Source organism: Aquabacterium sp., assembly GCF_036279655.1.
Classification (GTDB): Bacteria; Pseudomonadota; Gammaproteobacteria; order Burkholderiales; family Burkholderiaceae_C; genus Aquabacterium.
The window spans coordinates 28,950-53,538 of record NZ_DASUIT010000079.1; the positions used below are offsets into that span (position 1 = coordinate 28,950).

Annotated in this window: 24 protein-coding genes; 19 read left to right on the forward strand and 5 right to left on the reverse strand. The window is 67.9% G+C overall.

Translation table 11 applies throughout. The features are described from left to right. Window positions 1–3: 3 nt before the first annotated feature. Window positions 4–783 carry a transporter substrate-binding domain-containing protein gene (locus VFW84_RS09565; protein WP_329680225.1) on the reverse strand — a complete coding sequence of 260 codons (780 nt, stop codon included), beginning with the start codon at window positions 781–783 and terminating at the stop codon, window positions 4–6. A gap of 127 nt (window positions 784–910) precedes the next feature. Between VFW84_RS09565 and VFW84_RS09570 the strand changes: the two genes are divergently transcribed. From VFW84_RS09570 to VFW84_RS09640, 15 genes are all read left to right on the forward strand, one after another. After that, a complete protein-coding gene (locus VFW84_RS09570) occupies window positions 911–2,065 on the forward strand; it encodes a class I SAM-dependent methyltransferase (protein WP_329680226.1) in 1,155 nt (384 codons plus the stop codon). 308 nt (window positions 2,066–2,373) lie between these two features. After that, window positions 2,374–3,036: an ABC transporter ATP-binding protein gene (locus VFW84_RS09575; protein WP_329680227.1), complete on the forward strand. Its 663-nt coding sequence runs from the start codon at window positions 2,374–2,376 to the stop codon at window positions 3,034–3,036. Continuing rightward, the gene (locus tag VFW84_RS09580) at window positions 3,026–5,569 is read left to right on the forward strand and encodes an FtsX-like permease family protein (RefSeq protein ID WP_329680228.1); all 2,544 of its coding nucleotides are present in this window, start codon (window positions 3,026–3,028) and stop codon (window positions 5,567–5,569) included. The genes VFW84_RS09575 and VFW84_RS09580 overlap by 11 nt, the downstream gene beginning before the upstream one ends. Before the next feature lie 14 nt (window positions 5,570–5,583). Next, on the forward strand, window positions 5,584–6,690 hold the full coding sequence (locus VFW84_RS09585; protein WP_329680229.1) for a carotenoid 1,2-hydratase: 1,107 nt from the start codon (window positions 5,584–5,586) through the stop codon (window positions 6,688–6,690). A gap of 84 nt (window positions 6,691–6,774) precedes the next feature. Beyond that, on the forward strand, window positions 6,775–7,167 hold the full coding sequence (locus VFW84_RS09590) for a DUF1924 domain-containing protein (RefSeq protein ID WP_414638952.1): 393 nt from the start codon (window positions 6,775–6,777) through the stop codon (window positions 7,165–7,167). A gap of 14 nt (window positions 7,168–7,181) precedes the next feature. Continuing rightward, entirely contained in the window at window positions 7,182–7,697 is a 516-nt protein-coding gene (locus VFW84_RS09595; protein ID WP_329680230.1) for a diheme cytochrome c, read from the forward strand. Continuing rightward, on the forward strand, window positions 7,669–8,445 hold the full coding sequence (locus VFW84_RS09600) for a cytochrome b/b6 domain-containing protein (RefSeq protein ID WP_329680231.1): 777 nt from the start codon (window positions 7,669–7,671) through the stop codon (window positions 8,443–8,445). The genes VFW84_RS09595 and VFW84_RS09600 overlap by 29 nt, the downstream gene beginning before the upstream one ends. An 18-nt stretch (window positions 8,446–8,463) precedes the next feature. Continuing rightward, the gene (locus VFW84_RS09605; RefSeq protein ID WP_329680232.1) at window positions 8,464–9,135 is read left to right on the forward strand and encodes a winged helix-turn-helix domain-containing protein; all 672 of its coding nucleotides are present in this window, start codon (window positions 8,464–8,466) and stop codon (window positions 9,133–9,135) included. Next, window positions 9,132–10,538, forward strand: a complete 1,407-nt coding sequence (locus tag VFW84_RS09610; protein ID WP_329680233.1) for an ATP-binding protein — start codon at window positions 9,132–9,134, stop codon at window positions 10,536–10,538. Before VFW84_RS09605 ends, VFW84_RS09610 begins: the two co-directional genes overlap by 4 nt. A gap of 55 nt (window positions 10,539–10,593) precedes the next feature. Next, complete coding sequence (locus tag VFW84_RS09615) at window positions 10,594–12,261, forward strand: NAD(P)H-dependent oxidoreductase subunit E (protein WP_329680234.1); 1,668 nt, start codon at window positions 10,594–10,596, stop codon at window positions 12,259–12,261. Beyond that, window positions 12,258–12,971: a 2Fe-2S iron-sulfur cluster-binding protein gene (locus VFW84_RS09620; protein ID WP_329680235.1), complete on the forward strand. Its 714-nt coding sequence runs from the start codon at window positions 12,258–12,260 to the stop codon at window positions 12,969–12,971. The genes VFW84_RS09615 and VFW84_RS09620 overlap by 4 nt, the downstream gene beginning before the upstream one ends. Further along, window positions 12,971–13,531 (forward strand): NADP oxidoreductase, encoded by a 561-nt coding sequence (locus tag VFW84_RS09625; RefSeq protein ID WP_329680236.1) that lies wholly within the window; start codon window positions 12,971–12,973, stop codon window positions 13,529–13,531. Before VFW84_RS09620 ends, VFW84_RS09625 begins: the two co-directional genes overlap by 1 nt. A 16-nt stretch (window positions 13,532–13,547) precedes the next feature. Next, entirely contained in the window at window positions 13,548–15,044 is a 1,497-nt protein-coding gene (locus tag VFW84_RS09630) for a Ni/Fe hydrogenase subunit alpha (protein ID WP_329680237.1), read from the forward strand. 4 nt (window positions 15,045–15,048) lie between these two features. Continuing rightward, a complete protein-coding gene (locus VFW84_RS09635) occupies window positions 15,049–15,537 on the forward strand; it encodes a hydrogenase maturation protease (protein ID WP_329680238.1) in 489 nt (162 codons plus the stop codon). Continuing rightward, window positions 15,534–15,941, forward strand: a complete 408-nt coding sequence (locus VFW84_RS09640) for a globin family protein (RefSeq protein WP_329680239.1) — start codon at window positions 15,534–15,536, stop codon at window positions 15,939–15,941. The genes VFW84_RS09635 and VFW84_RS09640 overlap by 4 nt, the downstream gene beginning before the upstream one ends. Window positions 15,942–15,980: 39 nt before the next feature. Here the strand turns inward: VFW84_RS09640 and VFW84_RS09645 are convergent, their stop codons facing one another. Next, entirely contained in the window at window positions 15,981–17,567 is a 1,587-nt protein-coding gene (locus VFW84_RS09645; RefSeq protein WP_329680240.1) for an NAD(P)/FAD-dependent oxidoreductase, read from the reverse strand. A gap of 209 nt (window positions 17,568–17,776) precedes the next feature. Here VFW84_RS09645 and VFW84_RS09650 point away from each other — a divergent pair, with 209 nt between their 5' ends. The 3 genes from VFW84_RS09650 (at window position 17,777) to VFW84_RS09660 (ending at window position 20,941) form a co-directional block, all read left to right on the forward strand. Next, on the forward strand, window positions 17,777–18,781 hold the full coding sequence (locus tag VFW84_RS09650) for an AraC family transcriptional regulator (RefSeq protein WP_329680241.1): 1,005 nt from the start codon (window positions 17,777–17,779) through the stop codon (window positions 18,779–18,781). 85 nt (window positions 18,782–18,866) lie between these two features. Beyond that, a complete protein-coding gene (locus VFW84_RS09655; RefSeq protein ID WP_329680242.1) occupies window positions 18,867–19,517 on the forward strand; it encodes a PEP-CTERM sorting domain-containing protein in 651 nt (216 codons plus the stop codon). A gap of 89 nt (window positions 19,518–19,606) precedes the next feature. Then, window positions 19,607–20,941 (forward strand): Hsp70 family protein, encoded by a 1,335-nt coding sequence (locus tag VFW84_RS09660; RefSeq protein ID WP_329680243.1) that lies wholly within the window; start codon window positions 19,607–19,609, stop codon window positions 20,939–20,941. Here the strand turns inward: VFW84_RS09660 and VFW84_RS09665 are convergent, their stop codons facing one another. Beyond that, entirely contained in the window at window positions 20,942–21,376 is a 435-nt protein-coding gene (locus VFW84_RS09665; RefSeq protein ID WP_329680244.1) for an MAPEG family protein, read from the reverse strand. Window positions 21,377–21,454: 78 nt separating this feature from the next. On the opposite strand from VFW84_RS09665, the gene VFW84_RS09670 reads away from it, so the two are divergent. After that, window positions 21,455–22,045 (forward strand): Crp/Fnr family transcriptional regulator, encoded by a 591-nt coding sequence (locus VFW84_RS09670; RefSeq protein WP_329680245.1) that lies wholly within the window; start codon window positions 21,455–21,457, stop codon window positions 22,043–22,045. Here the strand turns inward: VFW84_RS09670 and VFW84_RS09675 are convergent. Together VFW84_RS09675 and VFW84_RS09680 are read right to left on the reverse strand one after the other, a co-directional pair. Beyond that, entirely contained in the window at window positions 22,004–23,197 is a 1,194-nt protein-coding gene (locus VFW84_RS09675; RefSeq protein ID WP_329680246.1) for a GGDEF domain-containing protein, read from the reverse strand. The two genes, VFW84_RS09670 and VFW84_RS09675, sit on opposite strands and share 42 nt — an antisense overlap. A 63-nt stretch (window positions 23,198–23,260) precedes the next feature. Further along, the gene (locus VFW84_RS09680) at window positions 23,261–24,379 is read right to left on the reverse strand and encodes an amidohydrolase family protein (RefSeq protein ID WP_329680247.1); all 1,119 of its coding nucleotides are present in this window, start codon (window positions 24,377–24,379) and stop codon (window positions 23,261–23,263) included. Between the last annotated feature and the right edge of the window lie 210 nt (window positions 24,380–24,589).

The window sequence follows — 24,589 nt, forward strand, 5'->3', positions numbered from 1 at the left end:
GCCTCAGTGCGGTTTGACCCGCATGCGATCGAGCAGCTTCCCACGCCACATCTTTTGCAGGGCAGCGATGCTTCCATCGTCCACCAGTCGGTCATAGCCTTGCTCGAAAGCCAGCAGCGCAGCCCGTCCCTGTGGATGCCTTGCACTGAACGCCACGTATGCAGGTTCAGCACCGAAATCACACACCGTCTTGAAGGTGTGGCCCGCGTGATGCGCTTGCGCCACCACCACATCCAGCCGTTTGACGGCATCCACGGTGACGAGCGCGGCATCCAGCCGCCCCGCACTCACCTTGCGCAGGTTGCTGACCTCGGAATCCGATTCGGCTGCCCCGACATGCCCGCTCTTGAACATGGTTTCGACCCTTTGGATGTACTCGTATCCGCGCACCCGACCAACGACCGGATGCCCGACCCATTGCTCAAAGTCACATCCCGACAAGGCCGACCGGGCATCAGACACCAGCAGGTTCCTGGCCTCAAAGATCGAATGGCGGGGATACAGGAGCATGCCTTGGAGCTCGGATGTCTTGCTGGCAGAAAAGCAGGCGACCAGGTCGCCACTCACAGCCATCGCCTTGCAACGCGCATAGGGCAAGACCTTCAAGCGCGCAGTCCAACCAACCCGCTTGAATGCGGCACGCACCACATCATTGACATAACCCGTGCCATCCGCATACGACCAAGGCGCAGCATCGTCTTCCGCCCCCACGAGCACGATGGGACCCGCCGCCACCTGACGCGACAAGGCCAACAGGGTCAGCCCCGTGCAGCAGAACCTCATCACCCTTGAGCGATATCCGTGCATTCCATTCCCCCTGGATCGCGCAGGTTACCAGCAAATGTCGCCCACTCCCAGCCACGCATCAAGGCCGACAATAGAGCCCCGTCCATCTGGTCGGGCCCCCACCATGAACCCCACTCCATCGATCTCCTGGACTGCGCCAGATCACACTGCCCATCAAGCCCTGTGGCGCTCGGAAGCCGGCGTGCCCGTGCCCCAGCGCGTGGTGCTGGTGGACGACACCACACCTGCCGATGTGGCCTACAAACTGGCCTGCGAGGGCACGGCGCTGCTGTGGCAAGGCGATTTCCAGAACGCGCGCCACCTGCTGCAGGCCCTGACGCGGCGCCTGGATCACAAGCACCCCAAGGACCGCAAGAAGTCCAAAGCCTCCACCCCGGTGGCATCGGCCCGTGAAGCCTTTCAGCAGCACCGCCAGCGACAGGGCCACCGCGCCCGCATCCTGGGTATGCTCCTGCTGCCCTTCGATGCCGACCATCAGGTGCCCCTGCGGCGCGCGCCCGACACCCGCCAGGCCTGCCTGGAAGCCTACGGCCCGGGCACCGAGCCCTATGTGGCCTCGCTGCGTGAACTGCTGGGCTTGATCGGTGCCCACGAGTGGCGCAAGAAGGGGGTGGAAATCCCCGCCATCCAGGGCCGCATCCATGCGCACTACGGAGTGTTCTCGCCCGTGCGGGGCGAGTATGTGAACCTGGTGGCCCAGGCCCCGCTGCCCGCCAGGACCCTGGCCTATGACATCGGCACCGGCAGCGGCGTGCTGGCCGCCGTGCTGGCGCGGCGCGGTGTGGCGCACATCGTGGCCACGGACCAGTCGCCTCGCGCCCTGGCCTGTGCGCAGGACAACCTGCAGCGCCTGGGCCTGCACCCGCAAGTGGCACTGCTGGAGGCCGATCTGTTCCCGCCGGGGCAGGCGCCCCTGGTGGTGTGCAACCCGCCCTGGGTGCCCGCACGGCCCAGTTCGCCCATCGAATACGCGGTCTATGACCCCGACAGCCAGATGCTCAAGGGCTTTCTGGCGGGCTTGCGCGCCCACCTGGCGCCCGGCGGCGAAGGCTGGTTGATCCTGTCGGATCTGGCAGAACACCTGGGGCTGCGCTCACGCGAGCAGTTGCTGGACTGGATCGACCAGGCTGGCTTGTGCGTGCTGGGCCGTCTGGATGCGCGCCCGACCCACCCCAAGGCCAGCGACCCGGATGATGCGCTGCATGCCGCGCGTGCGAAAGAGGTGACATCCTTGTGGCGACTGGGCGCTGCGCCCTGAACGGAACGCTGAACGCGGCCCTGGCCCACTGCGGCGTGCGCCCCGAACCTGGTCGAGGCGCACGCCTTCCACTCACGCGGGGGCTTTTGCCCTCTCGCGCCTCCCTATGCCTTATGGATTCGTCCACCCCGATTTGAATCTGACGGTGGTCAAGCCCCGTCTTTGTTAAGGAAGGACTGTACGCAGTCACGTCCGATCAGCCATTCCCTCCAAGGGGGGTACTGTGTAAGCAAACGCATCCAGATGTCAGCGACGCATCTGGCACGGCTGGGCCAATAATGGCCGTTGTTCCATCCTCTGGCGAGCCCATGCTTCACGTTCAGGACCTGGCCAAGCGTTACGGCGCCGAGCTCGTGTTTTCTCAGGTGACCCTGTCGGTGCCCCCCGGGGAGTTCGTGGCCATCGTGGGGGAATCGGGGGTGGGCAAATCCACCTTGCTGAACTGCCTGGCGGGGCTGGATCAGATCGATGCCGGGCAGGTCTTGCTCCAGGGGGTGAACATTCCCTCGCTGGACGAGACCGCCCAGGCTCACTTCCGGCGCCGCCACCTGGGCTTTGTCTTTCAGGCCTTCCATGTGCTGCCGCACCTGAGCGTGGCACAGAACGTGGGGCTGCCCCTGATGCTGCTGGGGCAGGGCCGTCAGGCCGACTACCCCTCACGTGTGGATGCCGCACTACAGTCCGTCGGCCTGCAGGCACTGGGCGAGCGCCTGCCGCACCAGTTGTCGGGCGGGCAACTGCAACGTGTGGCCATCGCCCGCGCCCTGATCCACCGCCCCGCCTTGTTGCTGGCCGACGAACCCACCGGCAACCTGGATCCCGACACGGCCGACAGGGTGATGGATGCCTTCGTGGCCGAGATCCGCCAGCACGGTGCGGCCTGCGTGATGGTGACGCACTCCCCTGCCGCCGCCCGGCGTGCCGACCGCGTGCTGACACTGACCCGGCAGGGGCTGCGCGATGCGGCCTGAGGGCTCCCCGGTCGCCACCCTGCTGTGGCAATTTTCGTGGCCCGAATTGCGACACCACGGTCTGCGCCATGCCACGGCCGTGCTGGCCGTGGTGCTGGGCGTGGCCCTGGCGTTCTCGGTGCACCTGATCAATGAATCGGCGCTCAGCGAGTTCAGCGCGGCGGTGCGCTCGGTCACGGGTCAAGCCGATCTGAGCCTGCGTGCCGCACATGGCAGCCTGGACGAGGCGCTCTACCCCCCGGTGGCCCTGCACCCGCAGGTGGGTATCGCCAGCCCGGTGATCGAGGTCCAGACGCTGGCGCTGGGCCCACGCGGCGCACGGCACGCCCTCAAGGTCATCGGCCTGGACCCGATGGTGGCCGCACCCCTGGCGCCCACCCTGATCCCCCAGCTCGCCCAGGGGCAGGACCGCCTGCAGCTCTTTGCCACCGACGCCATCTCGCTCAACGCGCGGGCACGGCAGCAGTTGGGGGTCGAGGTGGGTGACACCATCGAGGTGCAGGCCGGTCTGAGCTTGAAGCGCCTGCGGGTGGTCGGCTCCGTGGCGGCCGGCCCCGAAGCCCTGGGGGTGATGGACATTGCCAGTGCGCAGACGGTGCTGGGGGCCGCAGGCCGGATCAGCCGGGTGGACGTGCAACTGGCCCCGGGGGCCTCACGCCAGGAGGTGATCGCGTCGCTGCGTCTGCCTGCCGGGGTGCTCGTGGACTCGGCCGAGCAGGCCACGCAGAAGGTGTCCAATGTGTCGCGCGCCTACCGGGTCAACCTCACGGTGCTGGCCATGGTGGCCTTGTTCACCGGGGCCTTCCTGGTGTTCTCCATCCTGTCGCTGTCGGTGGCCAAGCGCCAGCAGGCCCTGGCCCTGCTGGGCGTGCTGGGCCTGAGTGCCCGCGAGCGCCTGCACCTGGTGCTGTGCGAGTCGGCCGCCATCGGGGTGCTGGGCTCGGTGCTGGGCCTGGCCCTGGGGACAGCGCTGGCCGCCGCTGCCCTGCGCCTGCTCGCGGGGGATCTGGGCGGCGGCTACTTTCCCGGCATCACGCCACGCCTGCAGTGGTCGCCGGTCGCTGCGGCGCTGTATGGCGGCCTGGGGGTGGTTGCGGCCATGCTGGGAGGCTGGCTGCCCGCCCGCGCGGCCCAGGCGCTCACGCCCGCCCAGGCTCTCAAGGGGCTGGGCGATGCCAGCCCGCACGCACGCTCGCCCTGGATCGGGCCTGCCTTGTTGCTGCTGGGCGTGGGCCTGGCCTGTCTGCCACCGGTGGCAGGCATCCCCTTGTGGGCCTACCTGAGTGTGGCCAGCCTGCTCATGGGTGGCATCGCCTGTGTGCCGGCGGTCGTCGGGGGGCTGCTGCGCCTGTGGCCCACGCCGCGCCATGCCGCTCCGCTGCTGGCCTATGAACGGGCGCGGCGCATGCGGCACACGGCCACGGTGGTCATCGCTGGCGTGGTGGCCAGCCTGAGCCTGAGTGTGGCCCTCACGGTGATGGTGGCCAGCTTCCGGGGCTCGGTCACGGCCTGGCTGGATGTGATCTTGCCCGCCGACCTGTACGCCCGCACCACAGGCCAGGCCGGCAGCACCGACACGCTGCGCATGGACCAGCGCCTGCTGCAGGATCTGCGCACCGTGCCCGGGGTGGCGCGTGTGCTGGGCATCCGCATCACCTCCTTGCGGCTGCAGCCCAGCCAACCCGAGGTCGTGCTGATCGGTCGGGCCCTGGACCGCCCCGAGCGCAGCCTGCCGCTGGTGGGCGAGCTGCTGCCCGCCCGCGCGGGACGGGTGTCGGTCTATGTGAGCGAGGCCATCGTGGACCTGTATGGTGCCCACGCCGGTGACACCCTGGCCCTGCCCCTGCACGCCGGGCACCCCCCGGTGCTGACGCATGTACGCGGCGTGTGGCGCGACTACGCCCGGCAGCAGGGCGCCATCATCATGGAGGAAAGGGACTTCCAGCGGCTCACCGGCGACACGAGTGCGAACGATGTGGCGCTGTGGCTCCACCCCCAGGTGCGCACCGCCGACGTGCAGGCCGCCATCCGTCAGGCGGCCCAGGCCCGGGGCCTGGCGGGTGATCTGATCGAGTTTGCCGAGCCCCGGCAGGTGCGCGTGACCACCTTGCGCATCTTTGATCGCAGCTTTGCCGTGACCTACTGGTTGCAGGCCGTGGCCATCGGCATTGGCCTGTTCGGCACAGCGGCCAGTTTCTCGGCACAGGTGCTGGCACGTCGCAAGGAGTTCGGGCTGCTCAGCCACCTGGGCTTCACACGCGGGCAGGTGCTGGGCATCGTCGGTGGCGAGGGGCTGGTGCTGACCGGCATCGGCGCCCTGATGGGCGCCTGCCTGGGCCTGGCCGTGAGCGTGGTGCTGGTCGAGGTGGTCAACCCGCAGAGCTTTCACTGGACCATGGACATGCTGGTGCCCTGGGGCCGCGTGGCGCTGCTGTGTCTGGCAGTGGTGGTGGCAGGCACGGCGACCGCACTGATCGCGGGGCGCCAGGCCATCGGCCGCGATGCGGTCATGGCCGTGAAGGAAGACTGGTGAGGAGCCCCAAGAACATGATCGATCGACGTCATTGCCTGATGCAGTGGGGCTGGCACCTGGGCGCCCTGGGTGCTCTGGGCGCGAGCGGCCGGGTCGGTGCCGGTGAGCCCACGCGCCACTTGCCACGGGTGCGACCGGGCCAGCCCCTGCACTTTCCGCGCGATTTCGGGGCTCACCCCGAGTTCCGCACCGAGTGGTGGTACATCACCGGGCAACTGGGACGGGATCTGGGCTTTCAGATCACTTTCTTTCGTTCGCGCGTCGACACCGCGCAAGACAACCCCAGCCGCCTGGCTGCCCGACAACTGATCCTGGCGCACGCCGCGCTCACCGATGTGCGCGCCGGGCAGTTGCTGCACGAGCAACGCATCGCGCGTGAAGGCCTGGGCCTGGCCGGGGCGGCGCTGGGCGACACCCATGTCCACTTGCGTTCATGGTCTCTGCAGCGCAGCGGCACGGCGGCACAGAGCCTGTATCAGGCGCGCGTCGACGCACAGGACTTCCGTCTGTCGCTGGCGCTGCGCACCACCCAGCCCCTGCTGCTGCAAGGCGATGCCGGCTACTCCCGCAAGGGCCCCTTGCCGACACAGAGCAGCCATTACTACACGCAACCGCATCTGGCCGTGAACGGCCAACTCACCCTGGGGGGGCAGACGCGCACCGTCACCGGCCGCGCCTGGATGGACCACGAATGGAGCGAATCCCTGCTGGCGCCCGACGCCGTGGGCTGGGACTGGATCGGCATGAACCTGCACGATGGCACGGCGCTGACCGCCTTCCGCTTGCGGCGTGCGGATGGATCGATCCGGTGGGCCGGCGGCAGCTGGCGCCCGCCAGGGCAGGCCGCCAGACACTTTGGCCCCGACGAGCTGCGCTTCACCCCAGGGAGGCGCTGGCGGAGCCCGACCACCCAGGCCACCTACCCCGTGGAATGGCAGATCGACACCCCGGTAGGGCGCTTTGCCGTGCGCGCGCGGCTGGATGCCCAGGAGCTGGCCGGGCAACCCAGCACCGGCACGGTGTACTGGGAGGGCCTCTGCGAGCTGATCGATGCACAACAGCGTGTGATCGGCAGCGGTTACCTGGAAATGACGGGTTATGCCGACAAACTGACGCTGTGAGCCTGCCTTAAGCCTGTCTTAATCCGGCGGCGCGACCATGTGGGTCAAGGAGTCGCCACCATGAACCGTTTGATCCACACCGCGATGCTGTCCGCCCTGGTCGGGCTGATGGCCCTGCTCGCCGTCACGCCCAGGATGGCGCAGGCGGCCACCCCCGCCGAGCTGCTCTCCGCCTACAGCCGCGAGGCGGGCAGCCCCCCTTCGGCCACCCGGGGGCAGCAGTTCTTCAAGGCCACCCATGGCGGTGAATGGAGCTGTGCCTCCTGCCATGGCAGCCTGCCCACGCAGGCCGGCCGCCATGCCTCCACCAACAAGACCATCGGCGCCCTGGCGCCCGCCGCCAACGCCGAACGCTTCACCAATCCCAGCAAGGTCGAGAAGTGGTTCCGCCGCAACTGCAAGGACGTGCTCAGCCGTGAATGCAGTGCCGCAGAAAAGGCCGATGTGCTGGCCTGGCTGATCACCCTCAAGCCCTGAACAAGGAGCCCCCCATGAGCACCCCCCTTTGGCGTCGCACGATCCAGGTCGCCGTGATCGGACTGCTGGCGCTCGGCGCGCTGAGCATCACCCGCGCAGACGACGATAACGATGAGCACGAGGCCCCACGCGCCACCCGGACCACCGCGGCGCCCATGCTGCCGCTGTACCGGCAGGAGTGCGCGGCCTGCCACCTGGCCTACCCGCCCGGCATGCTGCCCGCCGCCTCCTGGCAGCGCCTGATGGCCAATCTGCCCAAGCACTTCGGCACCGATGCCTCGCTGGAGCCCGATCAGGTGCAGGCCATCAGCCGCTGGCTGACGGCCAACGCCGCGACCCGGGCCAAGCGCGCGGAGCCGCCCCCTCAGGACCGCATCACACGCGCCGCCTGGTTTGTTCACGAACACGACGAGATCGCCGCGGCCACCTGGAAGCGTGCCTCGATCAAGAGCCCTGCCAACTGCATCGCCTGCCACACGCGGGCCGACCAAGGAGATTTCAATGAGCGATTCATTCGCATCCCCCGCTGAGGGCATGGCCGCCGGGCCCCAGCCCTCGCGGCGCACCATCGATGCGGCCACCCGGGTCTTTCACTGGCTGCTGGCCCTGTGCTTCACCGGGGCCTACCTCACGGCCGACGGCGAGCGCTGGCGTCTGGTCCACGTGACCCTGGGCTACACCATGGTCGGCCTGATCGTCTTCAGGCTGGTATGGGGGCTGGCCGGTCCGCGCCATGCGCGCCTGTCCAACTGGGTGACACGCGCCAAGGCCTGGCCGCAGTTCCTGCGCTCGATGCGCGAGTTCCGCCCCCAATGGGTGAGCGCACAGAACGTGTTCAATGCCCTGGCCGTGCTGTCGCTGATCGCCCTCACGGTGCTCACCACCGCCAGCGGCTACATCACCTACGAAGAGCTGAGCGGTGAGTGGATGGAAGAGGTCCACGAGACCCTGGGCAATGCCATGCTCGTGATCGTGCTGGCCCACATCGGCCTGCTGGTGGGCGCCAGCGTGCTGCGCCGCCGCAACCTGGTCATGCCCATGGTGAGCGGTCGGGTCGAAGGCCGTGGGCCGGATCTGGCCCAGCGCAACCACGCGGTGCTGGCCACCGTGCTGCTGGCGGGTGTGCTGGGCTTCTGGGGTCTGCAGTGGATGCAGGCACCGGCCGGGGGAGCGGGTGGCGGGGCCGACACCAGCGCCCAGCGTGACGGAGACGGGCATGACCGTGGCGGGCACAATGGGGGCCAGCACGACGATGAGGACGAAAACGACGATGACTGAAGCTTCGAGCGTGACCCCATGAGAATCCTGCTGGCTGAAGACGACCCCTTGCTGGGCGATGGCCTGCGTGCCGGCTTGCGCCAGTTGGGCTTCCAGGTGGACTGGGTGCGCGACGGGCAGGCGGCCGAGCGCGAACTGCGCGCCGAGCCCTATGCCGCAGCCGTGCTCGACCTGGGCCTGCCGCTCAAGGATGGCCTGGAGGTGCTGGCCAGCGTGCGTCAACAAGGCCTGTCGACCCCGGTGCTGGTGCTCACCGCCCGCGATGCCATCCCTGACCGCATCCGCGGACTGGACCTGGGGGCCGACGACTACGTGATCAAACCGGTGGACCTGCACGAACTGGCCGCCCGCCTGCGCGCCCTGGTGCGACGTGCCCATGGCCAGCCGCAGGAGAGCCTGCAGGCCCAGGGCGTGACGCTGGAGCCCGCGTCCCGGCAGGTCACGCTGGATGGCCGCGCGGTCACCCTGTCCACCCGCGAGTTCGACTTGCTGCACGCCCTGATGCTCAACGCCGGGCGCGTGCTGTCGCGCGAACAGCTGGAACAACACCTCTACAGCTGGGGCCACGAGGTCGACAGCAATGCCATCGAGGTGCACATCCACCACCTGCGCCGCAAGCTGCGCCCCGATCTGATCCAGACCCTGCGGGGCGTGGGCTACACGCTGGGCCGTGACGGGGGCGGCGCATGAAGCTGCCCCGCTCGATCCAGGGCCGCCTGCTGGTGCTCATGCTCGGCCTGGTGATGGCCGTGTGGGTGGGCACGGCCGTGGCCACCTGGGTGGACGTGCGCCATGAGCTCGATGAGTTGCTGGACAGCCACCTGGCCCAGGGCGCGGCCCTGCTGGTGGCCCAGCAGAAGCTGGAGATGGAGAGCGATGACCCCTCCGACGACGACGAGGGCACCGACCCGGGCGACGATGGCCAGACCCGGCCCCACCGGGCCGAGCGCCGGCTCGACGCGCCCATGCTGCACCGCTATGCGCCCAAGGTGGCCTTCCAGGTCTTTCATGAAGGCCGCTTGAGCGTGCGCTCGGCCGAGGCGCCGGCCGAACCCATGTCCCCGCTGGAAAGCGGTTTCGACACCCGCGAGATCGGCGGCACCCGCTGGCGGATCTTTGCCGCACAAGGGGCCGAGCACGACGTGCAGGTCTATGTGGGCGAGCAGATCGAATCGCGGGGCGCCATCCTGTGGGCGGTGTTGCGCAGCACCTTCTGGCCCATGGCCTTGTCCCTGCCCTTGCTGGCCCTGGCGGTGTGGTGGTCGGTGCGCGAAGGCATCCGCCCTCTGAACCGGCTGGGCCAGACCCTGGCCGCCCGGCAGCCGCAGGATCTGGCGCCCATCCAGTTGGACGATGCCCCGGTGGAGATGCAGCCCCTGCTGCAGGCCCTCCACGGCCTGTTCGAGCGCATCGCCGGTCTGCTGGCCTCCGAGCGCCGGTTCACGGCCGATGCAGCACATGAGCTGCGCACCCCCATCGCCGGGATCCGCCTGCAAGCCCAGGTGGCCCTGGGGGCCACCGACGAGACCGATCGCCGCCACGCCCTGCAGGCCACCTTGCAAGGCTGTGACCGGGCCACCCGGCTGGTCGATCAGATGCTGACGCTGGCGCGACTGGAATCTCAAGAAGCGGCCATCCAGGCCACGGTCGACCTCGCTGCGGTGACACGCCGGGTGGTGGCGGACGTGGCCGCACGAGCGCTGGACAAGCAGCAGGTGCTGGCGCTCGATGCCGACACCGCCTGCCGGGTCCAGGGCGAAGAGACCTTGCTGGGCGTGCTGGTGCGCAATCTGGTGGACAACGCGATCCGCTACAGCCCGCCGGGGGCCCAGGTCAACGTGCACCTGTCGCAGGCGCCCAGCGGTCAGACGGTGCTGAGGGTCGAGGACAGCGGCCCCGGCCTGACAGACAGCGAGCAGCAGCGGCTGGGTGAGCGCTTCTTCCGGGTGCTGGGGCACAGCGAGCCGGGCAGCGGGCTGGGCTGGTCCATCGTGCGACGCATCGCTGCAGTGCATGGCGCCACGGTGACGGTGGGCCGATCGGACACACTGGGAGGATTGCGGGTCTCTGTGTCCTGGCCCACCTCGCGGTGAGCCGCCTCTGGGGTAGAGTAAGCAGACACCCAATGCACACCAGGGCCACGACCAGATGCCTCTCGACATCGCCGCATTGCTCCACCGCCATCCGCAGGGCCCGCGCGCGCTCCTGCAGGTGCTGCGCGAGGTGCAGCACGCTGAAGGCTGTGTGCCCGAGCCGGCCCTCCAGGCCATCGCGGCACAGTGGGGCTTGACGCTGACCAGCATCCGCAGCGTCGTCAGCTTCTATCACTTCCTCAGCGCCGAGCCCAGGGGGGCCTACACGGTCTACCTCAGCGACAGCGTCACCGACCGCCTGCTGGGCAGCGAGGCCGTGCTGGCGCGGCTGTGCAGCGCACTGGGCGTGCGCGAGGGAGCCTGCCGTGCGGACGGGCGCGTCTCCGTGCACCGCACCGCCTGCACCGGCTTGTGCGACCAGGGGCCCGCCGGCCTGGTCAATGGCCAGCCCCTGACCCGCTTGACGCCGGAGCGCGCCGATGCCATCGCGGCCTTGATCCACTCGGGCACTCCGCTGGCCCAATGGCCATCGGATTTTTTCGCGGTTCACAACCCGGTGTGGCGGCGAGACCAGACCCTGAACACCCCGGTGCCCCCGGGCGATGCCATTCGCGTTGCGCTGGCGCTGGGCGCCGAGGCCATGATCGATCGCATCGCCCAATCCGGCCTGCGCGGCCGGGGCGGCGCAGGCTTTGCCACCGCCCGCAAATGGGCCGCCTGCCGCGCGGCACCGGGCCCGCGCGCCATCACCTGCAACGCCGACGAGGGCGAACCCGGCACCTTCAAGGACCGCTATCTGCTGATGTCCTGGGCGCACGAGCTCATCGAGGGCATGACCGTGACCGGCCTCACCGTGGGTGCCACGCAGGGCTATCTCTATATGCGCGGCGAGTACGAGTTCATCGCGCCCCATCTGCGTGAGGTGCTGGCGCAGCGCGCCGCGCGGGGCCTGCTGGGCGATGACGTTCAAGGCAGCGGGCAGCGCTTTGACATCGAGTTGCACCTGGGCGCGGGCGCCTATGTCTGCGGCGAAGAGACGGCCCTGATCGAATCGGTCGAAGGCAAGCGCGGCATCCCCCGCACCCGCCCGCCCTTCCCGGTGGACCGCGGCGTGCTGGATCAGCCCACCGTCAACAACAACGTCGAGACCTTCGTGCAGGTGGCGCAGATCACCGTGCTCGGCAGCGACTGGTTCAAGGCGCAGGGCACGGCCAGCTCCAGTGGCACGCGCCTGCTCAGTGTCTCAGGCGATGTGGCCCAGCCCGGCATCTACGAGGCGCCCTGGGGCACCCGCGTCGATGAGGTCCTGGCCTGGGCCGGTGCCCAGGATGTGCAGGCCGTGCTGGTGGGCGGCCCTTCGGGCCACCTGATCCCCGCCACCCAGACCGCGCGACAACTGAGCTTCGAAGACCTGCCCACGGGCGGCGCCTTCACCGTGTTCAACCGTTCCCGCGATCTGCTGGACATCGCCCGGCAGTACACCCACTTCTTTGCCAGCGAATCCTGCGGCTTCTGCACCCCCTGCCGCGTGGGCTGCGGCCAGTTGCTGGACACGGCCGACCGCCTGATCGCCGGCCAGGCCAGTGCGAGCGACATCGCGCGCCTACAGGACACCGCCCATCTGATGCAGCACTACAGCCATTGCGGCCTGGGCCAGACCGCCTTTCATCCCCTGATGGACGTGCTCACACACTTCCCGCAGCAGTTGCAGGTGCGCGCATGAGCCACACCCCCACGCGCCCCACCTTCCTGCTCGATGGCCAGCCCATCCCCTTCGAGCCGGGCCAGACCGTGATGCAGGCGGCCCAGGCCGCTGGGGTCTACATCCCTCACCTGTGCCACCACGCCGACTTCGAGCCCATCGGCAGTTGCAAGGTCTGCAGCGTGCGCATCCAGGGGCGGGTGGCCACCTCCTGCACCTGGCCGGCCAGCGAGGGCCTGGTGGTCGAATCAGAGACCCCGGCCCTGAACCACGACCGCCAGCGCCTGGTGCAGATGCTCTTTGTCGAAGGCCAGCACCACTGCCCCTTTTGCGAGAAAAGCGGCAACTGCCACCTGCAGGCCGTGGGCTACCACCTGGGCATGCAGGACACGCACTTCGTGCACGAGCGCCCGCGCCACCGCCTCGATGCCTCGCACCCCGATGTGATGCTGGACCGGGCCCGCTGCATCCTGTGCGAGCTGTGCGTGCGCGCCAGCCGCGAGGTCGATGGCAAGAGCGTGTTTGCCATCGGGGGGCGCGGCCTGAACAGCGAGCTCATCGTCAACAGCCCCAGCGGCCTGCTGGCCGACAGCGCCGTGGCGGCCACCGACCGGGCCCTGTCGGTCTGCCCGACCGGGGCCCTGCTGCCCAAGCGTGTGGGCTTCGCCATCCCCATCGGCCAGCGCCACTACGATGGGGCCGACATCACCCAGCGGCCGGAGGACACGTGATGAGCGCGCCCCCCATCCCTGCGCGCAAGCTGCGCATCGCCACCTGCTCGCTGGCCGGCTGCTTTGGCTGCCACATGTCCTTTCTGGACATCGACGACACGCTGGCCGATCTGATCGACCACATCGAGTTCGACCGCAGCCCGCTCACGGACCTCAAGCATGTGAGCGAGGAGGGCGTGGACATCGGCCTGATCGAAGGGGGCCTGTGCAACCGCGAGAACGTGGAGGTGCTGCACGAGTTCCGCGCGCGCTGCAAGATCCTGGTGGCCGTGGGCGCCTGCGCCATGTATGGCGGTGTGCCCGCCCTGCGCAACGGCATCCCTGTGGCCGACCTGCTGCACGAGGCCTATCTGGGCGCCAACCTGCTGAACCCCCAGGTGCCCAATGACCCCGAGCTGCCACCCCTGCTCCAGAACGTGCTGCCGCTGCACGAGGTGGTCACCATCGACGTGACCCTGCCGGGCTGCCCGCCCCCCGCCGCCGCCTTCCGCGAGCTGATCCTGTCGCAACTGCAGCAGCGCCCCATGGTGCTGCCGCCCGAGGCCAGGCGCTTCGACTGAGCCCGAGAGCCCCCCCATGAGCCGTCCGCTGGAAACCGCCACCCACCCCGAAGGCCTGCGCCGTGTCGTCATCGAGCCGGTCAGCCGGGTTGAAGGCCACGGCAAAGTCACCTTGCTGCTCGACGAACAACGCCGGGTGCAGCAGGCGCGCCTGCACATCGTCGAGTTCCGCGGCTTCGAGCGTTTTATCCAGGGCCGCCCCTACTGGGAGGTGCCCACCCTGGTGCAGCGCCTGTGCGGCATCTGCCCGGTCAGCCACCTGCTGGCCGCCAGCAAGGCCTGCGATGCCTTCGTGATCGGCCATGCGCGCATCACCCCCACGGCCGAGAAGCTGCGCCGTCTGCTGCACTTTGCGCAGGTGCTGCAATCGAACGCGCTGCACTTCTTCCACCTGGCCTCGCCCGATCTGCTCTTCGGCTTTGACGACGAGGTGGCGCACCGCAACGTGGTGGGTGTGCTGCAAGACCACCGCGACATCGGCCTGCGCGGTATCCAGATCCGCAAGTACGGCCAGGAAGCGATCCGCCTGCTCACCGGCAAGCGCGTGCACGGCACGGGCTCGGTGCCCGGAGGTTTCAACCGCGCCCTCAGCCTGGCCGACCGCGCCCTGATGCGCGCAGGCATCGACGAGATCATCGACTGGTGCGCCGACGCCGTGGTGCTGGCGCGCGATCTGTTCCTGCAAGGCCAGCCCGAGCAGGCGGGCTTTGCCAACTTCCCCTCGATGTTCATGTCCCTGGTGCGCCCCGATGGCGCGGCCGAGCTGTACGACGGTGGCCTGCGCGTCAAGGATGCGCAAGGCCGCACCGTGGTCGACCACGTGCCCGCGCAAGACTATGCCCAGTTGCTGGTCGAAGAGGTCAAGCCCTGGACCTATATGAAGTTCCCGCACCTGCGCAGCATCGGCCCCGAGCAGGGCTGGTACCGCGTGGGCCCGCTGGCGCGCATCAACAATGCCGACCACCTGGACACCGCCCGGGCCGAAGCTGCCCGCCGCGAGTTCATGGCCTGGGGCGGCGGCCTGCCGGTCACGGCGTCGCTGGCCCAGCACTGGGCCCGCATGATCGACATGCTGCACTGCGCCGAATCCATCGCCACGATGCTCGATGACCCCGAGCTCACGGGCACGGACCTGATGGCCACGGGCACGCCGCTGCGCGAAGGCTTTGGTGTGATCGAGGCGCCGCGCGGCACGCTGATCCACCACTACCGCATCGATGACGATGATCTCATCAGCCACGCCAACCTGATCGTCTCGACCACGCACAACAACCAGGCCATGAACGAGGCGGTGCGCAGCGTGGCCGCGCAGTACTTCGATGGCCGCGAACTCAGCGAAGGCCTGCTCAACCGCATCGAAGTGGCCATTCGGGCCTACGACCCCTGCCTGTCGTGCGCCACGCATGCGGTGGGCAAGATGCCGCTGGAAGTCGAGCTGATCGATGCCCAGGGCGCGCCGGTGGACCGGCTGCTCAAGCACGACGACGGGCGCCTCGAGCGCCCGCCTGCCTGAGCGCATGGCCCCGCGCGCGCCGCTGCTGGTGCTGGCCGTGGGCAACCCCAGCCGGGGGGACGACGCCATCGGCGCCCTGCTGGCCGAGCGCCTGAGCACCTGGCTGGACGGCGAGGGCGCCGCCTGGCGCGATCAGGTCGAGGTGATCTGCGACATGCAGCTGATGGTCGAGCACGTGCTGGACCTGGCGGGGCGCTCGCGTGTGCTCTTCATCGATGCCGCAGCCCAGGGCCCGACCCCCGTGTTCTGCCACCCCGTGCTGCCCAGCCCGGGCGCCCCCACCACCAGCCACCAGTGCACGCCCGGCCAGTTGCTGGCCCTGCATCAGCAGGTCCTGCAGGCCCCACCGCCCCCGGCGATGTTGCTGTCCGTCGTCGGATCGGGCTTCGAACTAGGGGGAGCGCTGTCTGGCACGGCCCATGCAAGCCTGGATGAGGCCTGGCGCCTGCTAGAACACTGGCTCCAGTTCAACCCACAGGAGCCACCCCCATGATCAGCCCCCAGACCATCGACCTTGTCCAATCCAGCTGGGCCAAAGTGGTGCCCATCGCGCCCCAGGCCGCCGCGCTGTTCTACAACAACCTCTTCACCCGCGACCCCTCTCTGCAGCCCCTGTTCAAGGGCGACATGGCGCAGCAAGGGGCCAAGCTGATGCAGATGATCGGCGCCGCCGTGGGCAAGCTCGGAGATCTGGGCACCCTGGTGCCCGTGCTGCAAAGCCTGGGTCAGCGCCATGGCAGCTACGGCGTGCAGGATGCGCACTACGCCACCGTGGGCGCTGCCCTGCTCGACACCCTGAGCCAGGGACTGGGCGAGGCCTTCACGGCCGAGGTCAGGCAAGCCTGGAGCGATGTCTATGGCGTGATGGCCGATGTCATGAAAAAAGCCGCCCAGTGAGGGCGGCTGTGTGCATGCCGTGAACGGCGCTGCGCGTTCTCAGCGCTGCGCCACCCGGGCCATGGCCTGCTCACCGGGCAGGCCCGACAGGCCCGAACCACCGCTCGATGCGCCACGGGACGCACCCTTGGCGCTGGCCTTGCCAAACACATAGTCACCTTCATTGACGGTGCGGGTTTCAAGCCAGTACTTCCAGGTCGACTTGGGCCAGATGGCGAAGTTGATGCCATCGGCGGTCTGGTACCAGCTCTTGCAGCCCGAGTTCCACACCGTGCCCTTGAGGGCCTCGGTCACTTCACCCAGGAAGCGGGTCATGGCCTGGGGCTTGACGTCGATGTAATCGGCGCCCTTGGCCTTGACCAGCTGCATGCACTTGATGATGTAGTCCACCTGGGCTTCGATCATGAAGATGATGGAGTTGTGGCCCAGACCCGTGTGCGGGCCCACCAACTGGTACATGTTCGGGTAGTTGGACGTCGTGATGCCCAGGTAGGACGTGGGGCTGACCTTCCAGTCTTCCTGAACGGTGTGGCCATTGAGGCCACGCAGCTCGAAGCTCTTCATGTAGATGCGGGGATCGACGATGAAGCCCGTGCCCAGGATGATGCAGTCGACCTTGCGCTCCTTGCCGTCCTTGGTGATGATGCCGTCGGCCGTGATCTCGCGCAGATCGTCCGTCACCAGCTCCACGTTTTCGCGGTTGAAGGTGGGGAACCACTTGTTGGAGATCAGGATGCGCTTGCAACCCAGGGTGTAGTCGGGCGTGAGCTTCTTGCGCAGCTCGGGATCCTTCACCTGGTAGGCAATGAACTTCTTGAGACCGGCCTCACCGATCTTGGCCAGCCAGGGGTTGAAGATGGGCCACACGCGGGACTCGTTGGTCCAGTAGCAGCGCCAGCGGTGCAGGGTGCGCGTGAAGGGCAGAGCCGCAAACATTTTCTTGCGGAACTCGGAGTACTTGCGCTCGTCACGCGGGATCACCCAGGCGGCGGTACGCTGGAACACATGCAGCTTGCCCACCTTGGGGGCGATCTCGGGCACATACTGGATGGCCGAGCCACCGGTGCCGATGGAGGCCACCTTCTTGCCCGTCAGGTCGTAGCCATGGTCCCACTCGGCCGAATGCATGACCTTGCCCTTGAAGTCCTTGAGCCCCTTGATGTTGGGGATGGCGGGCACATGCAGCGGGCCCGAGGCCAGCACCCAGTGACGGGCCATGATGGTCTCGCCGCCAGCGGTCTTGATCACCCAGCGGCCCGTGCCTTCATTGAAGACCGCGCTGACCACTTCCTGGTTGAAGTGGATGTGACGACGCAGGTCGTACTTCTTGACCACGTCCAGGATGTACTGCTGGATCTCGTGCCAGGGCGCATAACGCTTGGACCAGTCGGCCTTGAGTTCCCAGGAGTAGGAATACATGTGCGACTGCACGTCGCAGGCGGCGCCGGGGTAATGGTTGTCACGCCAGGCGCCACCCACCTCGCCCTTCTTTTCCAGGATCAGGAAGTCGTTGATGCCATGCTTTTGCAGTTGCACCGCCATGCACAGACCACCAAAGCCAGCGCCAGCTATGGCGACCTCGACCTCACGGACCGGACCAGAAGAAGAAACAGATTGAACAGTCATGCGTCACCTCGAATGAGTAGTTGCCGCCATGGTGCGTGTTCAGGTCCGCATCGACCATGCTTGAATCCACCCAGAAATTGATCGTTTCGGCCACGGGGCCGTTTTCGGCGGTGAAAAATCACGGAACTTGATGTGCATCAAGTGGCGTCATCGAGACTCGGCTGCCCATGCTACATTCGCCGTTGAATTGATTTTTTCGGCCAAACCGCATGAGTACACGCTCCATCCTGGGCCTGATCTACATGGTCCAGGGCCTGCAGCAACTGGGCGCCAACCCGGAGCCCATCCTGCAGCGCCATGGCCTGTCGATGGCCTCGCTGGACCCCACCACCCGCATCGCCCGCTCACGCGAACTGCAGATCTATGCCGACCTGGCCGACAGCCTGGAGGGCGACCCGCTGCTGGGGCTCAAGCTGGGGGGCTACTACGGCCTGGCGGGCTACGGCCCCCTGGTCATGCTGCTGATGACCTGCGGCACCGCCTACGAGGCGCTGCAGACCGGCGTGCGCTACCAGCGCCTGACCTATCTGTTTGGCACGCTGCGCCTGGAGCCTGGCGAGCGCATCAGCGCCCTGATCCTCGAACCCATGGCCATGACGCACAAGGCCTTCCGCTTCCGGGTGGACGGTGAAGCCTCGGGCACCTACAAGATGGTGCGCGACATGCAGGCCACCATGGGCTTCGATCTGCGCCCCGAGCGGGTCGACCTGCCCTATCCCAAGCCCCCCGAGGCGGCGGCCTACGAGGCCCACTTTGGCTGCCCCGTGCGTTTTGGTGAGCATGAGGTGCGCTTCTGGCTGCGCAACGACTATCTGCAGGTCAAACTGCCCACGGCCGACCCCAATGCGCATGCCATGTACCGCACCATGTGCGATCAACAGCTGCTGGCGCAGGAGACCAGCAACGACACCCTGGCCGACCGGGTGCTGACCCACCTGGGCATGTTCAGCGGGCACTTTCCCTCGGCCGACGAGGTCGCCAAGTCCTTCAACATGTCTGAGCGCACCCTGCGGCGCCAGCTCAGTGAAGAAGGCCGGTGCTTTCGCGACCTGCTGGCCGACGCCCGTTATGCCCGCGCCCGCACCCTGCTCAAGACCACGGCCCTGCCCATCGAGGACATCGCTGCCCAGATCGGCTATGCCGAATCGGCCGCCTTCAACCACGCCTTCCGGCGCTGGGCGGGGGTCACACCTCGGGAATTCCGCGATCGTTGACCCCCTTGAATGGGGTCGCTCTTTCGTGTGACAGGCGGCCAGGCTGCTCCTGCGTACGATGCGGCATCGTCAAGGAGTGTTCCCCATGCAGTACCTCGCCATCGCCGCCGCCCTGGCGGCCAGCCTGTCCCTGACCGCGCAAGCCGCCGTCGTCGATTTCAACAACATCAACGTGGCCACCAGCAGCCCGATCGTGTCGGTGCCGGCCCCCTATGTTGAGGATGGCTTCCAGATCACCACCCGCGGCGGGGTGTCCTTCAACTACGGTGGAGGGCAGATGTTCGCCATCACCCCCGCCAGCCCCTACTGGACCGGATCGCCGGGCCTGTACTCCGATGTGGGCACCCCGGGCTACGGCTCCGCCTTCCGCCTGGAGCGCGTCGGCGGTGGTGCGTTCGATCTGATCAGCATGGATGCCGCCTCCTTCTGGACCATCAGCAGCGGCCGCCAGTTCAGCATCTACGGTGTCAAGACCAACGATCAGGTGGTCAGCAAGACCCTGGAACTGGATGCCACCACGACCACGCTGGAGACCATCACGCTGGACAGCAGCTTCCAGTCCCTCAAGTACGTGCTCTTCAGCGCGATGTACGCCCAGGTGGACAACATCCAGTTGAGCTACCCCGGTGAAGTCATCGCGCCGCCCCCCTCCGCAGTGCCAGAGGCCGACAGCCTGGCCCTGGTCTTGGCGGGCCTGGGTGTGGCCGGCTGGTGCCTGCGCCGCCGGGGGCGCTGACCGCAGCCCTGCCGGGGGGCGATCCTGCAGAGACCAGGGCAAGCGCCTACAATCGCGCGCTTGCCTGGCTCTTGCGACCGACTGCCCCCATGACCTTCTGCGCCATCGACTTCGGCACCTCCAATTCGGCCATCGCCATCCCAGGCGCGCAAGACGTCAGCCACGGCATGCGCCTGGTGCCCCTGGAGGGCGATCACCTGACCATGCCGACGGCGGTGTTCTATTGCACCGACGCCGATGACCTGCCCGCCGGCGTGCACCGCCCGGCCGGCACCCCCGCCCAGCCCGAACTGCCCCGCACCTTCGGCCGCGCCGCCGTCAAAGCCTACATCGACGGCTATGAAGGCCGGCTGATGCGCTCCATGAAGAGCGTGCTGGGCACCCCCCTGATCGACCAGACCACCGAGGTCGGCCATGGCCTGGGCGTGAAGTACCTGGACATCATCACCGGCTACCTGCGCCATCTGCGCGAGCGCGCCCAGCAGGCCGGGGGCCAGCCCCTGACGCAGGCCGTGATGGGCCGCCCCGTGTTCTTTGTGGACGACGATGCCGAGCGCGACGCGCAGGCCCAGGCCTCGCTGGAAGCTGCCGCACGCGCCGTGGGCTTCACGGACGTGGCCTTCCAGTTCGAGCCGATCGCCGCGGCCTTCGACTACGAGCAGCACCTGCAGCGCGAAGAGCTGGTGCTGGTGGCCGACATCGGCGGCGGCACCTCCGACTTCTCGGTGGTGCGCGTGGGGCCCCAGCGCGCCACCCGCCTGGACCGCCGCGACGATATCCTGGCCAACCACGGCGTGCACGTGGCCGGCACCGACTTCGACCGCCGCGTCTCGCTGGCCAGCATCATGCCGGTGCTGGGCTATGGCGGCTTCGGCCCCAGCGTGAAAGGGCAGGAGCCCCGCCCGGTGCCCAGCCGCGTCTACTTCGACCTGACCACCTGGCACCTGATCAACACCGTCTACCAGCCCCAGCGCGTGGCCGAGCTCAAGGCCATGATCGACTTCTATGGCGAGCCAGTGCACCACCAGCGCCTGATGAAGGTCGTCCAGGAGCGCCTGGGCCACGCCCTGGTGGGCCTGGCCGAAAGCGCCAAAATCGCCGTCTCCAGCGGCGGCCAGTACGACATCGACCTGACCCTGATCGAGCGCGGCCTGCACGAAGCCTTCAACGACGACCTGGCCGCACGCGCCCTCACGGACGATCTGGCCCGCATCGTGGCCTGTGCCCATGACACGGTGAAGATGGCGGGGGTGGAGGCCGGCGACATCAGCGCGCTGTACTTTACCGGCGGCTCCACCGGCCTGCAGCTGCTGACCGACCAGCTGGAGCGCGCCTTCCCCACCGCTCAGGCCGTGCGGGGTGACCGCCTGGCCTCGGTGGCCACCGGCCTGGGCCTGCATGCGGCCCGCCTGTTCAGGGCCTGATCAGGCCCAGGCCCGCAGCGCCACGCGGGCCAGCAGGAACCACAGCGCCCCGCTGGCCGCGGCATAGGCCGCAAAACGCCACATCACGATGTTGACCGTGCAGTGGATGGCGCTGTGCAGAGCGCGCAGCACCACAAAGGCCCACGCGGCCTGGACCTCCAGCGGCGTGACCCAGCCCTGCTGCATCAGCAACAGACACAGGCCATAAAACAGCACGGGCAACTCGAACAGGTTCTTGAGGTTGTTCGACGGAAACTCCACCGCCTCGGGCAGGGCCGCCGCCATCTTCTGCGGCGTGTTCACGCTCTGCGCATCCACACCATGACCGGTCATGTAACCCAGGCGCCGCACGTACATGAACAACCACACCAGCGCCGTCACGCCCATCATCGCCACCATGGGTTGCACCAGATTCATCTCGTTCACCGCTACCATCGCCATCTCCTGCTGTATCGACCATTGAAGAAAGAATCGCGGCGATGATGCAAGCGCCCGGCACCGCCGTCATTAACCATGGATAAGTCACACCTGCTGAGCTGGACCCTCCTCCAGGCCCTGGGGGACACCGACACCCCCTGGCCCAACGATGCCCTGGCGCGCATCCAGCTGGTCACGCTCGGCAAAGGGCAGTTGCTGTTCGACATCGGCCAGCCCCACCCCTACATCCATGTCATCCGGCGCGGCTGCGTCAAGACGCTCTACCGCAACGCCGACGGCGAGGAGTGGGTACAGGACTTCCTGGCCGAAGGCGCCTTTCTGTGCAGCCTCACGGCCCTGCTGCCTGGCGGCACCAGCAGCTACGCCTGCGAAGCACTGGAAGACTGCGAGTTCGAGCGCATCGACTACGCCTGGCTGGAGCAGACCGCCTGGCAACAGGTGGCCTGGCAACGGGCCTTGCTCAATGGCTGGAAGGACTACGCCGTGCGCCGCGAACTGCGCGAACGCGATCTGCTGACCCTGAGCCCACCGGCCCGCTACGAGGCCTTCACGACGCAGCGGCCTGGCCTGGCGGCACGCATCCCGCAGAAGGATCTGGCCCGCTACCTGGGCATCACACCCGAATCACTGAGCCGCATCCGCGCCCGCCTGCGCGACCTGCCCTGAGGCCAGACTCAACACGGCACGCCCCCGGCCCTGGCCCTTGGCGGCGTAGAGCGCCACATCGGCCTGGTGCAGCAGCCCTTCCAGGGTCACGGCCGCCCCGGGCTCATACACCACCAGACCGGCGCTGAAGTTCAGCCCCACCGTCAGGTGCTCGGCCGCCAGGGCCTGTAGGCGAGCCCGCATGCGCTGATCCACGGCCTGCGCCGACGCGGCATCGGCCTGGCGCAGCAGCACGCAGAACTCCTCGCCCCCGAAGCGCCCGGCGATGTCGTCCGCCCGCAGCACCTCCATCAGGGCCTGTGCCGCCACCTGCAAGGCCCGATCCCCCACCGCATGGCCATGGGCATCGTTGATGCGCTTGAAGTGGTCCAGATCGATCATCACCACCACCAGTGGCTGCTGATGGCGCACGCTCAAGGCCAGGGCCGCCTGCGCACGCTCCATCCAAGCACGGCGGTTGAGCAGGCCCGTCAGGCCATCGTGCATGGCCAGGCGCTGCAACTCGCGGCTGGCCTCCTCGCGCATGGCCAGCAAGATGCCCATCAGCACCAACAGCGCCGACACATTGGAGACCAGCGCGGCCGCCGTGTTCACGGGATGAGGGCTCAGGTAAGAGGGGTAGGCGGCCGTGTCAAAGGCGCCCAGCGCCCCTCGCCACGCCGTGACCACGGCCTGCGCCGTGAGCACACCGGCCACCAGCCAGCGCCACGGCCCCACCGGAAGCCGGGGCTCACGCACCAGCACCTGCACCACCGTCAGTGTCAGCAAGGCCAGGCCGGCATTGGACCAGCCCACCCGAAAAGGATAAGACCCGAAGCCCAGGGTATAGCCCAGCACAGTCAGGCCCGCCAGACCCCAGTGCAGCCGGTGGCTGCCGCCGTGCCCGCTCCAGCGGCAAAAGGCCTCGCGCATGCACACCAGTCCACTGGCGATGCAGGCGATCGACACGGTCGACAGCAGATGATCGGCCCAGGTGCCGGGCCACAACTCCGAGCCCAGCATGCTCATCCAGCCCAGGGCCTGCAGGGTGATGCCCTGCTGGGCTCGGCGCCCGGCCAGATTGACCTTGCCCATGACCGTGACCAGCACCACGGCCACCGTGATGACATTGATCACCAGGGCCAGCAACAAGGATCGGACATCAAATGTCATGCACGGGGTTTCGCCATGGATCAGACCAGCCGGGCACCCTTGTGAGGCGCAAAGCACGAAGGCTCAGTTTACGGGCGCGGGGGGCGTCGCACGCGCAGGAACAGCGGGTGAATCGGCCAGCTTATAGAGCCGCATGGCGTTGCGGCTGGCCACGGCCTCGGCCAGGGGTGCGGGCAGGGCGTCCACCAGGGAGCGCAACCAGCGGACGCCCTGATCCTGCCCCGGATCTCCGCTGCCGCGTGCGATGCCCCCCTGGTCATAGAAGGCATCGCTGCCGATCATCAAGCGGTCCGGGAACTCGCGGATCAGGTCCAGCCAGGGCTGCTTGAGCTGCCCCTCGGCCGTCATGGCAGCCGCCGGGTTCGGCCCGCCTTTGTTGACCCGAAAGCTCATGTACAGATTGGGGTAGGCCTTGAGCCACTGGCGCACCCGCTGCGGGTGGCGCGTGAGCAGCGGCTCGAAGCCCACATGCGACCACACAAAGCGCGCCTTGGGATTGTGGGACAGCAGGCGCTTGAAGGCCTCGGCGTTTTCGGCCAGGGTGTCGGGGTTGAGGCGATTGGGGCGCAGCACCTCGGGCAGGGGCATGGCCTCAGGCACCAGATCCAGGTGCAGATCGATGGGCAGGCCCCGCTCCGCGGCCAGATCGGCCAGCAACAGGAACAAGGGATGATCGGCCGGCACCGATTCATAGGCATGGTTGGCCCCCATGGCGGGGATCGACACATGGTGCACCCCCAGCTCGCCGAACCCCACGGCGCCCTGGGCCACGATCTCATCGACCCGGGCGCGGAAACGGGCTTTGACGGCATCGTTCACGTCCTTGGGATCGGTGTCGTGGATCATCACATTGAGTGAGCTGCCGCCCATGATGGCGACCCGATCGGGGTGTTGGTCAGCGGCGAAGCGCAGCTCTTCGATGTCGTAGTAATTGCCCCCCCGGCTGACCAGGGGCGGAGGCATCAGCACGGTGCGGGCGATGCCCAGCTCGTCCATCTTGGCCAGGGCGGTGCGCAAGGCCGATGGGAAGTGGCGCGTGCGATCAGCCTGGAAGTGGCTGTGCACATCGATCATGGGGGCACGCGTGGCAGGCGCCAACACCGAAGCGGGGGCTTGCGCCAGAGCCACCTGCGCGGCGCCCCCACAGCACAGCGCCACCATCGCCCGACAGATGTGTGCCATGGATCTCATCAACATTGCTCCAGCTCAAGTAGATCCCCCCTACTGTAGGGGTGTTTGGATGGATCAAGCAGGCGCACAGTTCACAGATAACCAGAACTCAGGGAATGCCGATTGTGTTGAAATTTCTGTTCTGGCCCATCGTGCTGGTGCTGTGCATGGCCTACCTGAGCCATGTGGTGATGTCGCACCTGGAGGCGATCATTGCGGCGC

Bases quoted from the DNA above. Each gene is read 5' to 3' on its own strand.
- VFW84_RS09565 (WP_329680225.1), bottom strand. From the start codon at position 783: ATGAGGTTCTGCTGCACGGGGCTGACCCTGTTGGCCTTGTCGCGTCAG.
- VFW84_RS09570 (WP_329680226.1), top strand. From the start codon at position 911: ATGAACCCCACTCCATCGATCTCCTGGACTGCGCCAGATCACACTGCC.
- VFW84_RS09575 (WP_329680227.1), top strand. From the start codon at position 2,374: ATGCTTCACGTTCAGGACCTGGCCAAGCGTTACGGCGCCGAGCTCGTG.
- VFW84_RS09580 (WP_329680228.1), top strand. From the start codon at position 3,026: ATGCGGCCTGAGGGCTCCCCGGTCGCCACCCTGCTGTGGCAATTTTCG.
- VFW84_RS09585 (WP_329680229.1), top strand. From the start codon at position 5,584: ATGATCGATCGACGTCATTGCCTGATGCAGTGGGGCTGGCACCTGGGC.
- VFW84_RS09590 (WP_414638952.1), top strand. From the start codon at position 6,775: ATGCTGTCCGCCCTGGTCGGGCTGATGGCCCTGCTCGCCGTCACGCCC.
- VFW84_RS09595 (WP_329680230.1), top strand. From the start codon at position 7,182: ATGAGCACCCCCCTTTGGCGTCGCACGATCCAGGTCGCCGTGATCGGA.
- VFW84_RS09600 (WP_329680231.1), top strand. From the start codon at position 7,669: ATGAGCGATTCATTCGCATCCCCCGCTGAGGGCATGGCCGCCGGGCCC.
- VFW84_RS09605 (WP_329680232.1), top strand. From the start codon at position 8,464: ATGAGAATCCTGCTGGCTGAAGACGACCCCTTGCTGGGCGATGGCCTG.
- VFW84_RS09610 (WP_329680233.1), top strand. From the start codon at position 9,132: ATGAAGCTGCCCCGCTCGATCCAGGGCCGCCTGCTGGTGCTCATGCTC.
- VFW84_RS09615 (WP_329680234.1), top strand. From the start codon at position 10,594: ATGCCTCTCGACATCGCCGCATTGCTCCACCGCCATCCGCAGGGCCCG.
- VFW84_RS09620 (WP_329680235.1), top strand. From the start codon at position 12,258: ATGAGCCACACCCCCACGCGCCCCACCTTCCTGCTCGATGGCCAGCCC.
- VFW84_RS09625 (WP_329680236.1), top strand. From the start codon at position 12,971: ATGAGCGCGCCCCCCATCCCTGCGCGCAAGCTGCGCATCGCCACCTGC.
- VFW84_RS09630 (WP_329680237.1), top strand. From the start codon at position 13,548: ATGAGCCGTCCGCTGGAAACCGCCACCCACCCCGAAGGCCTGCGCCGT.
- VFW84_RS09635 (WP_329680238.1), top strand. From the start codon at position 15,049: ATGGCCCCGCGCGCGCCGCTGCTGGTGCTGGCCGTGGGCAACCCCAGC.
- VFW84_RS09640 (WP_329680239.1), top strand. From the start codon at position 15,534: ATGATCAGCCCCCAGACCATCGACCTTGTCCAATCCAGCTGGGCCAAA.
- VFW84_RS09645 (WP_329680240.1), bottom strand. From the start codon at position 17,567: ATGACTGTTCAATCTGTTTCTTCTTCTGGTCCGGTCCGTGAGGTCGAG.
- VFW84_RS09650 (WP_329680241.1), top strand. From the start codon at position 17,777: ATGAGTACACGCTCCATCCTGGGCCTGATCTACATGGTCCAGGGCCTG.
- VFW84_RS09655 (WP_329680242.1), top strand. From the start codon at position 18,867: ATGCAGTACCTCGCCATCGCCGCCGCCCTGGCGGCCAGCCTGTCCCTG.
- VFW84_RS09660 (WP_329680243.1), top strand. From the start codon at position 19,607: ATGACCTTCTGCGCCATCGACTTCGGCACCTCCAATTCGGCCATCGCC.
- VFW84_RS09665 (WP_329680244.1), bottom strand. From the start codon at position 21,376: ATGGTAGCGGTGAACGAGATGAATCTGGTGCAACCCATGGTGGCGATG.
- VFW84_RS09670 (WP_329680245.1), top strand. From the start codon at position 21,455: ATGGATAAGTCACACCTGCTGAGCTGGACCCTCCTCCAGGCCCTGGGG.
- VFW84_RS09675 (WP_329680246.1), bottom strand. From the start codon at position 23,197: ATGACATTTGATGTCCGATCCTTGTTGCTGGCCCTGGTGATCAATGTC.
- VFW84_RS09680 (WP_329680247.1), bottom strand. From the start codon at position 24,379: ATGGCACACATCTGTCGGGCGATGGTGGCGCTGTGCTGTGGGGGCGCC.